9 protein-coding genes and 1 pseudogene are annotated in these 8,562 nt (G+C 69.2%); 3 read left to right on the plus strand and 7 right to left on the minus strand.

Annotated elements, in window-relative coordinates; all coding sequences use genetic code 11:
• Genes B128_RS0107350 through B128_RS12295 form a run of 3 tightly spaced genes read left to right on the plus strand, consistent with a single transcriptional unit; the run spans position 1 to position 1,646 of the window.
• On the plus strand, positions 1 to 681 hold the full coding sequence (locus B128_RS0107350) for an SDR family oxidoreductase (RefSeq protein ID WP_018111640.1): 681 nt from the start codon (positions 1 to 3) through the stop codon (positions 679 to 681).
• 9 nt (positions 682 to 690) lie between these two features.
• Positions 691 to 1,098, plus strand: coding sequence for a SufE family protein (locus tag B128_RS0107355; RefSeq protein WP_018111641.1), 408 nt, complete (start codon positions 691 to 693; stop codon positions 1,096 to 1,098).
• Positions 1,099 to 1,100: 2 nt separating this feature from the next.
• Positions 1,101 to 1,646, plus strand: coding sequence for a glycerol-3-phosphate acyltransferase (locus tag B128_RS12295; RefSeq protein ID WP_018111642.1), 546 nt, complete (start codon positions 1,101 to 1,103; stop codon positions 1,644 to 1,646).
• Here B128_RS12295 and B128_RS0107365 read toward each other — a convergent pair.
• The 7 genes and pseudogenes from B128_RS0107365 to B128_RS0107395 form a co-directional block, all read right to left on the minus strand.
• Positions 1,640 to 2,707: a branched-chain amino acid ABC transporter permease gene (locus B128_RS0107365; protein ID WP_018111643.1), complete on the minus strand. Its 1,068-nt coding sequence runs from the start codon at positions 2,705 to 2,707 to the stop codon at positions 1,640 to 1,642. The two genes, B128_RS12295 and B128_RS0107365, sit on opposite strands and share 7 nt — an antisense overlap.
• A 1-nt stretch (position 2,708) precedes the next feature.
• On the minus strand, positions 2,709 to 4,562 hold the full coding sequence (locus B128_RS0107370; RefSeq protein ID WP_018111644.1) for an AMP-binding protein: 1,854 nt from the start codon (positions 4,560 to 4,562) through the stop codon (positions 2,709 to 2,711).
• 6 nt (positions 4,563 to 4,568) lie between these two features.
• A complete protein-coding gene (locus B128_RS0107375) occupies positions 4,569 to 5,318 on the minus strand; it encodes an ABC transporter ATP-binding protein (protein ID WP_018111645.1) in 750 nt (249 codons plus the stop codon).
• A gap of 10 nt (positions 5,319 to 5,328) precedes the next feature.
• On the minus strand, positions 5,329 to 6,105 hold the full coding sequence (locus B128_RS0107380; RefSeq protein WP_018111646.1) for an ABC transporter ATP-binding protein: 777 nt from the start codon (positions 6,103 to 6,105) through the stop codon (positions 5,329 to 5,331).
• Positions 6,105 to 6,980, minus strand: a complete 876-nt coding sequence (locus B128_RS0107385; RefSeq protein ID WP_018111647.1) for a branched-chain amino acid ABC transporter permease — start codon at positions 6,978 to 6,980, stop codon at positions 6,105 to 6,107. Before B128_RS0107385 ends, B128_RS0107380 begins: the two co-directional genes overlap by 1 nt.
• Before the next feature lie 52 nt (positions 6,981 to 7,032).
• Entirely contained in the window at positions 7,033 to 8,217 is a 1,185-nt protein-coding gene (locus tag B128_RS0107390) for an ABC transporter substrate-binding protein (protein WP_018111648.1), read from the minus strand.
• Between the two features lie 74 nt (positions 8,218 to 8,291).
• Positions 8,292 to 8,562, minus strand: a pseudogene (locus tag B128_RS0107395) (transposase); the annotation flags it as partial.

Consider the following 8,562-nt stretch of genomic DNA (forward strand, 5'->3'; position numbering starts at 1 on the left):
ATGCGCGTGGTCCTGATCTCGGGGGCAAGCCGGGGCATCGGGGAGGCCATCGCCCGCCTCCTCCACGCCCGGGGCTTTGGCGTGGGCCTCCTGGCCCGGGACGGGGAGCGGCTTAAGGCCCTGGCCCAGGAGCTGGGGGAGAGGGCGCTTCCCCTGCCCGGGGACGTGCGCCGCCTGGAGGACTGGGAACGGGCCGTGCGGACCCTGGAGGAGGCCTTTGGCCGCCTTGACGCCCTGGTCAACAACGCCGGCATCGGGGTGATGAGGCCTTTGGAGGAGCTTGGGGAGGAAGAGTTCCGCCAGGTGCTGGAGGTGAACCTGGTGGGGCCTTTTTTGGGCTTAAAGGCGGCCCTTCCCGCCCTCCTGGCCTCCCGGGGGGTGGTGGTGAACATCGGCAGCCTGGCGGGCAAAAACCCCTTCAAGGGGGGCGCCGCCTACAACGCCAGCAAGTTCGGCCTCCTGGGCCTCATGGGGGCGGCCATGCTGGAGCTCAGGGAGAAGGGGGTGCGGGTGGTGAACGTTCTGCCGGGCTCGGTGGACACCGGCTTTGCCGGGAACACCCCGGGGGCCTCCTGGAAACTTTCCCCGGAGGACGTGGCCCGGGCGGTCCTCTTCACCCTGGAGATGCCCGAGGGGGCCTTGGTGAGCGAGATAGAGCTCAGGCCCACCCGCACCGGCTAAGCTTGGGGTATGCGCCTGCCCAAGAGGCTACAAGAAGCCTTGGACCTCATCCGCTCCCTGCCCAAGGAGCTCAAGACCCAGGTGCTCCTGGACTACGCCAAGCGGGTGCCCCCCCCGCCCCAAGGGGTGGAGCTGGAGCGGGTCCACGAGTGCCAGACCCCCTTCTTCCTGCGGGCGGAGGTGGCGGAAGGACGCGTGCGCCTGCACTTCATGGTCCCCGATGAGGCCCCCACGGTGAAGGCCTTCGCCGGCCTGCTCAAGGAGGGGCTGGAGGGAGAGCCTCCGGAGGCCGTCCTGGCGGTGCCCCCCACCTTCTACCAGGGGGCGGGGCTGGAGGAGCTTCTCACCCCCTTGCGCCTGAGGGGCCTCGAGGCTGCCCTCCTCCGCCTCCAGGCCCAGGTACGCCAAGCCCTCTAGCCATGGCCCTGGCCTTCCTGCTGGGTTACTTCCTGGGAAGTCTGCCCATCGCCTTCTGGTTCGGCGCCCTGAGGGGGAGGAACCTCCTTAAGGAGGGCTCGGGGAACCCCGGGGCCCTGAACGCTTACCGGGTCCTGGGGCCCATTCCCGGCCTCATGGTCCTCTTCCTGGACGTGTTCAAGGGGGTTTTGGCCGTGGCCTCGGGGGAAGGCCTGGCTGGGAACCCCCTGGGGGGGCTGGTGGGCGGGGTGGGGGCGGTCTGGGGGCATGCCTTCTCCCCCTGGCTCCTCCTCCAGGGGGGTAAGGCCCTGGCCCCGGGGATAGGGGTGCTCCTGGCGGTGGGCCCCAAGCTCCTCCTCTTGGCCCTCCTTCTTTTTGCCCTCCTCTACGCCTTCTCCCGCCGGCCCTACCGCGCGGCTCTGGCCACGGCCCTGGCCCTCCCCCTCCTGGCCGCGGCCACGGGCCACACCCTGCCCCATCTCCTCTTTGGCCTGGGCGTGGGGCTTCCCGTGGCCCTCCGCCACCTCAAGGACTGGGACCGTCAGTAGGGGAGGGGCCAGGTGCGGAAGTAGTTCCGGATCCGCCCCCAAAGCCCCACCAGGCCCAGGGGCTCCAGGATCAGGAAGACCAGGATCAAAAGGCCGAAGGCCACGTTGCGCCAGGCGGCCAGGGTGGCGGCGTACTGGGGGCCCAAGGCCCCCACGAAGCTATTCAGCACCTCGGGGATGAGAAGGACGAAGAAGGCACCGAGCACCGCCCCCAGGACCGTCCCCGCCCCGCCCACGATCACCATGGCCAGGTACTGGATGCTCACGGAAAGGGGGAAGTACTCCGGGGTCACCGCCTTGTAGAGCTGGGCCAGAAGCCCTCCCGCCACCCCCGCGTAAAAGGCGGAGAGGGCGAAGGCGAAGAGCTTCACCCGCACCAGGTCCACCCCCGCTACCCGGGCCGAAAGGTCGTTGTCCCGCACGGCCATGAAGGCCCGCCCCGCCCGGGTGGCGAGGAGGCGCTTGCCGTAGAAGAAAAGGGGCAGGGCGAAGAGGAGGACCAGGTACCAAAGCCGCTCTGGGGTGTCCAGGGGGAGGCCCAGGAGCTCCGCCGGGGGCAGGGTGCGTCCCCGGATGCCCCCCGTTACCGCCTCCCAGTTTTTGAAGGCGTAGTCGGCCAGAAACTGGAAGGCCAGGGTGGCGATGGCCAGATATACCCCCTTGATGCGCAAGGAGGGAAGGCCCAGCACCAGGCCCAGAAGGGCGGCGATCCCGCCCCCCAGGAGGATGCCCAAGGGGGCCAGGGGACCCGTGAGGTGGCTGGCGGCGTAGGCCCCCACCCCCATGAAGGCGGCGTGCCCCAAGGAGATCTGCCCTGCCCCCCCCACCAGCAGGTGGAGCCCCAGGGCGGAGAGGGCGCCGATGGCCACCAGGGTGGCCACGTACATGGGGTAGGGGCCCAGGAGGAGGGGGAGGAGGAGAAGCAGGGCCAGGAAGACCCCCAGGGCCAGCCGGCCCAGGGGGGTGCTGGCGTAGGCCTCGTCCTCCCCGTAGGTCTCCCGCACGGCCCGGGCGTAGCGGTGGCTGAAGGCGTCGGTGAGGCGCTTGGCAAGGGGGTACACGCTAGACCTCCTGCACCTCCAAGGTGGCCTGGAGCCGCCCTTCCCCCTCCAGGTAGCGGATGGGCAGGACCACCTCCACCTGGCCTCCCTCCCCGTAGAGGGCCTGGATCACGGGCCCGTAGCGGTTTTCCACCACCTGACGGCGCACCTTGCGGGTGCGGGTGATCTCCTCGTCGTCGGGGTGGAGTTCCTTGGGCAGGAGGGTAAACCGGCGGATCTTGAGCTTTTCCGGAAGGGTCTGGTTCACCATGCGGATCTCCTCGGCAATCAGGGCCCGGACCTCGGGGCGCTCCGTGAGGGAGAGGTAGGTGGTGAAGGGGATGCCCCGGCGCCTGGCCCAGTTCTGCACGTTTTCCGGGTCCAGCTCTATGAGGGCGCTGACGAAGGGCTTGCCGTGCCCAAGGACCACGGCCTCGCGGATGTAGGGGGAGTATTTGAGGCGGTTCTCCAGGAACTGGGGGGCGAAGCGGGTGCCGTCTTCCAGGGCCCCCACCTCCTTCACCCGGCCCAGGATTACCAGGTGGCCCCGCTCGTCAAAGAAGCCTGCGTCCCCGGTGCGGAAGTAGCCGTCTGGGGTGAAGCTTTCCGCCGTGGCCTTCTCCTGGCGGAAGTAGCCCTGGAAGACCTGGGGCCCCTTGACCAGGATTTCCCCCTCCTCGCTGAGGCGCACCTCGGTGCCGGGGAGGGGCGGGCCCACGGTCTCTGGGGGGGCATCCCCGGTGGCGTGGGCGGTGGTGGCGGCGGCGGTCTCCGACTGGCCGTAGACCTGGCGGATGTCCAGGCCCAGGGCGCGGAAGAAGGTGAAGACCTCCGGGCCCAGGGGGGCCCCCCCGGTGACGGCGATGCGGCAGGCGGCCAGGCCCAGCCGGGCCCTTAAGGGCCGGGCGATGAGGGGGTAGAAGAGGGCCCGCTTGAGGTTGAGCCAGGGTCCCACCCGCTCTCCCCGGAACTCCCGGCTGGCCCCCTCCAGAAGCGCCCCCATCCCCACCCGGTAGAAGAAGGCCTTGAGGAGGTCGGCGTCCGCCATGCGGCTTTGGATGAGGCTGGCCATGTCCTCCCAGAGCCTGGGGGGTGCCAGGAAGAAGTCGGGCTGCACCTCCTTGAGGTCCTCCCTCAGGGTGGTGGGGTCCTCGGGGAAGTGCACGGTGGAGCCCTCCACCAGGCTCTGCACCACGGTGAGCATCTGCTCCCCAATCCAGGGGAGGGGCAGGTAGCTGAAGACCCAGGCCCCCTTCTGGAAGCCCAGGGCCCGGCCCACGGCCTCGTGTCCCGCCAGGAGGTTGGCGTGGGAGAGCATGGCCAGCTTGCTCCGCCCCGTGGTCCCCGAGGTGGGGGCAAGGAGGGCGGTCTCCTGGGGGTGGCGCCGCTTCAGGGCCTCCTCCCCCACCCTGGGGTCCCCCAGGGCCTGGCTGTAGCGGCGCACCTTGCCATGGAAGTGGCGGCTCATGCCCGCCTCCTCCCAGACCAGGACAAAGTCCACCAGGTGGAGGTGGGGGTAGACCTTGTCCAGCTGCTCCTCGTCGGAGACCACGATGCCCCGAGCCCCGGTGAACTCCAGGAAGTGGCCCACCTCCTCGGGCATGGCGTCCGCGTAGATGCCCATGGGCAGGGCCCCGAGGACCTGCGCGGCCAGCTCCGCCTCCACCCACTCGGGGGCGTTGTGGCCCAGGATGGCCAGCACCTCCCCTTCCTTGAGGCCCAGGGCGGCCAGGCCTCCCGCCAGGCTCAGGACCCGGTCCAGGAGGTCCTGCCAGGAGGTCTTCTGCCACACGCCCAGGCGCTTCACCCGCAGGGCGGGGGCCTTGGGGCGCTCCTTTGCGTGCCGATAAAGGTGTGCCAGCAGGGTTCCTTCCATCTCGCCTCACGCCTGACCCAGGTAGGCCTCCACCACCTTAGGGTCCTTGCGCACCCCTTCGGGGGGGCCGTAGTAGAGCACCTCGCCGTAGGAAAGGACCAGGACCCGGTCGGAGAGCTCCAGCACCGCCCGGAGGTCGTGCTCCACCCAGAGGAGGGTGATGCCCCACTCCTCCCGGGCGTCCAGCAGGAAGCGGGCCAGGTCCTGTTTCTCCTCCAGGGCCAGCCCGGCCATGGGCTCGTCCAGGAGGAGGAGCTTAGGCCGGCCCGCCAGGGCCCGGGCTACTTCCACCCGCTTCTGCAACCCGTAGGGGAGCATGCCCGCTGGGGCGTGGCGGAAGGGGGAGAGGTGGAGGTAGTCCAGGACCTCCTCCGCCCAGGCCCTGAGCTGCCCCTCCCTTTGGGCCCGGGGCAGGGCCAGGGGATAGGTGGGGAGGGCAAGCTCCGCCCCCAGCTTGACGTTTTCCAGAACGCTCATGCCCCGGAAGATCTCCAGGCCCTGGAAGGTGCGGCCCAGGCCCATGCGGGCCCTTTCCTGGGGGCTTTTTCCCCTTAGGTTTTCCCCCAGGAAGAAGACCTCCCCCTTTTCAGGCTCGTAGACCCCGGAGAGGACGTTTAAGAGGGTGGTCTTTCCCGCCCCGTTGGGCCCGATTACCGCGAAGAACTCCCCCGGTTGCACCTGGAAGCTCACCCCGGTGAGGGCCTTGACGCCCTTGAAGGCGAGGTGCAGGTCCTTGGCCTCGAGGATGGCGCCCATCTTTTCCCCCTTACACCCACCGCTTGCGGCGGCGGTAGCGCTTGGCCTGACGGAAGCCCACCTCTTCCTTGCCCAGGTAGAACTCCATCACGTCCTGGTCCTCCCGGGCCGCCTTGGCGTCGCCCTCAAAGACCACCCGGCCCCGCTCCAGCACATAGACGCGGTCCACGATGGACAGGGCCGCCCGGGCGTTTTGCTCCACCAGGAGAAGGCTCAGGCCCTTTTCCCGGCGTAGGGCATCCAGGGTGCGCATGAGCTCCTCCACCAGCTTGGGCGCCAAGCCCAAGGAGGGCTCGTCCACCACCAGCACCCGGGGCCGGGTGAGGAGGGCCATGCCCAGGAGGAGCATCTGCTGTTCCCCCCCCGAGAGGTAGCCCGCCTGCTCGTGCCGGCGCTCGTAGAGCCTGGGAAAGCGGGCGAAGACCTCCTCCATGCCCGCTTTGAGCTCCTGGGGCAAGAGGCGGTGGCCCGCGGCCACCAGGTTCTCCACCGGGGTCAGGTAGCGGAAGAGGGGGCGGCCCTCGAGGACCGCGGTGAGCCCCAGGCGGGAGATGCGCACGGGGTCCAGATGGGTGGCCTCTTGGCCCATGAGGCGCACGTGCCCGTCCAGCACCCGCCCCTCAAACTTGGGCAGAAGCCCGGCCACCGCCCGCACCAAGGAGCTCTTCCCCGCCCCGTTGGGACCCAGGAGGGCCACCGCCTCCCCGTCCCCAAGCTCCAAGGAGACCCCGTCCAGGGCCAGGATCACCCCCCGGTAGACCACCTTGAGGTTCTCCACGGAAAGCATCACACCCTCTCAATCTGGCGTTCACCCAGGAGGCCGTAGGGCCTAACCAGGAGGACCAGGAGGACCACCACGAAGGGCAGGGCCTCGGTGAAGCCGGGCAGGACGGGTTCCAGGTACCGCTGGGAAAGCGCCTCCAAGGCCCCCAGCAAAAACCCCGCCAAAAGGGCCCCGCCCACGGAGTCCAGTCCCCCCAGGATGGCCACGGGGAAGACCTTGAGGCCGAAAAAGACCAGGTTGTGGCCCACGCCGCTGGCCACGGCCAGGAGGGCCCCGGCCAGGGTAGCCAGGAGGGCGGAGACCCCCCAGACCCCGGCCAGGATGCGGGCGGTGGGGATGCCCAGGGCCAAAGCAGCCACCTCCCGCTCGGAGATGGCCCGCACCAGGATGCCGTAGCGGCTTCGGCGCAGGAGCCAGAGGAGGCCAAGCCCCAGGGGCAGGGCCAGGAGGAGGTTCCAGACGGCCCTCGAGGACACGAACACCTCCCCGGCCTGGAAGCCCAGGTTGGGCAGGCTCCCCGAGAGGTACTTGAGGTCGGGGCCCCAGATGAGCTGTACCGCCCCGTCCAGGGCCGCGGCCAGGCCGATGGTGGCCATGATCACCGCCACCACGTTCCGCCCCAAAAGGGGGCGCACGAAGCCCCGCTCCACCAGGACCCCGAAGAGAAAGGCCAGGGGGATGGCGGCCAGGATGGCCGCGGGCAGGGGGAGGAAGAGGGCGAAGGTGTACGTGAGGTAGGCCCCCACCAGGAGGAACTCCCCGATGGCAAAGTTCACCACGCTGGTGGCCCGGTAGACCAGGACAAAGCCCAGGGCCAGGAGGCCGTAGAGGGCCCCGTTGGCTAGGCCGCCGATCAGGTAGGGTAGGAAGTCCGCCATGGGTCTTTAGGTTCCCCTGGCCGGGGCAGGCCCGGCCAGGGAGAGGCCCGGTCTAGGCCAGCTTGATCCAGTCGGTGATGGCGTTGAAGCGCCCGTCCCTGACGCTGGCCCGATAAAGCTTGGTGTAGGGTAGGCGGTGGTTCACGAACTCGTAGCTCCGCTGGAGGCCGAGGCCGTTGTAGTCCCCCAGTTTCTCCAGGTACTCCACCACCCCCGCCCGGGTGAGCTTGCCTGCCGCCGCCGCCCGGCGCATGGCCTCCGCCAAGCCCAGGACCACCGCCAGGCTGCCCATGTAGTAGGTGGGCCGGTAGGAGGTGTCCCGCCCCTTGCGCTGGCGGAACTTGCGCATCTCGTCCACCGCGGGCACCAGGCTGTCGTACCAGTAGGCGTTGTGGTAGGTGACGGTGAAGCCCTCCGCCGCCGGCCCGGCCCGCTGGATGAGGGCCAGCTCTGCGGAGTAATAGGTGCCCATGAACTGGGCTTGCAGGCCCTGCTCCCGGGCGGCGCGCACGATCAGGGGCTCCACCGATAGGGCGTAGCCCTGGAGGATGACGAAGTCGGGGTTAGCCCGCCTGAGGTTCAGCACCACCGGGGTGGCGTCGGTGAAGGCGGGCGGGGTCACCTCCTCGTGCACCACCTCCATGCCCAGGGCTTTGGCCCGCTCCTTGGCGTAGGGGATGGGGTCGCGGCCGAACTCGGTGTTGGAGTAGACCAGGGCAATCTTGGCCCGGCCCCTCTGCAGGCGCACCTGGCGCAGGAGGGCTTCCACCATGTCGTTATAGGTGGGGCCGAAGACGAAGATGGTGGGGTAGGTCTTGGGGTCCGCCAGCTCGTTGGCGAAGCTGGTGGCGGAGTAGGGAAGCCCGATGCGCGCGATCTCCGGGGCCAGGGCCTTGGAGAGGCCAGTGGAGTCCCCGTAGACGAAAAGGAGCTCGTCCGCCCTTTCACGGGAAATCACCCGGTTGAAGGCGGCCGTCCCCCGGGCCACGTCGTAGCCGGTGTCCTCCACGATAAGCTCCAGCCTTCGCCCGCCGATACCCCCCAGGACCTCGTTCACATAGTCCACCCCGTCCACGAAGCCCTCCCGGCCCGCGTTCCCGGCAAAGGCGAAGGGCCCGGTGAGGGGGAGAAGGGTGGCGAGCTTCACCGGCCTGGCCTGTGCGGTGGCGAAGTAGGGCATGCCCAAGGCCGTCACCGCACCCACACCCAACTTCCGCAAAAACTCCCTGCGCTTCATCGCTTGCCTCCTTCCTTTGACTTGGGCCAAAGATAACACGGCGCCCGGGGTTCGGCAAGAGGCAGACTTGACCGTTATACCGCATAGAGCCCCAGGAACCTGAGGGCGGAGAGGGGATGGAAGGAGAAGGTCTCCAGGGCCGCCTTCTTCTTCCGCACCCCCCTGCGGTACAGCAGGGACACCAGAAAGGCCCGGAGGACCGCCAAGACTTGCGCCCCCACGCCCCGCACCTGGCAGGCGTCCTCATGGAGGAGGACGTCCCGTACCCAAAAGGACCGGTTCTCCACCTCCCACCGGGAAAGGAGAAGCTCCCCAAGCCGCCTCGCGTCCGCCTCCTCGGCTCCC

This window comes from Thermus igniterrae ATCC 700962 (assembly GCF_000376265.1).
In the GTDB taxonomy this organism is placed as follows: domain Bacteria; phylum Deinococcota; class Deinococci; order Deinococcales; family Thermaceae; genus Thermus; species Thermus igniterrae.

What these genes read in the sequence shown, in the direction of transcription:
- B128_RS0107350 (WP_018111640.1), top strand. Translation starts at nt 1, where the DNA reads ATGCGCGTGGTCCTGATCTCGGGGGCAAGCCGGGGCATCGGGGAGGCC.
- B128_RS0107355 (WP_018111641.1), top strand. Translation starts at nt 691, where the DNA reads ATGCGCCTGCCCAAGAGGCTACAAGAAGCCTTGGACCTCATCCGCTCC.
- B128_RS12295 (WP_018111642.1), top strand. Translation starts at nt 1,101, where the DNA reads ATGGCCCTGGCCTTCCTGCTGGGTTACTTCCTGGGAAGTCTGCCCATC.
- B128_RS0107370 (WP_018111644.1), bottom strand. Translation starts at nt 4,562, where the DNA reads ATGGAAGGAACCCTGCTGGCACACCTTTATCGGCACGCAAAGGAGCGC.
- B128_RS0107375 (WP_018111645.1), bottom strand. Translation starts at nt 5,318, where the DNA reads ATGGGCGCCATCCTCGAGGCCAAGGACCTGCACCTCGCCTTCAAGGGC.
- B128_RS0107380 (WP_018111646.1), bottom strand. Translation starts at nt 6,105, where the DNA reads ATGCTTTCCGTGGAGAACCTCAAGGTGGTCTACCGGGGGGTGATCCTG.
- B128_RS0107385 (WP_018111647.1), bottom strand. Translation starts at nt 6,980, where the DNA reads ATGGCGGACTTCCTACCCTACCTGATCGGCGGCCTAGCCAACGGGGCC.
- B128_RS0107390 (WP_018111648.1), bottom strand. Translation starts at nt 8,217, where the DNA reads ATGAAGCGCAGGGAGTTTTTGCGGAAGTTGGGTGTGGGTGCGGTGACG.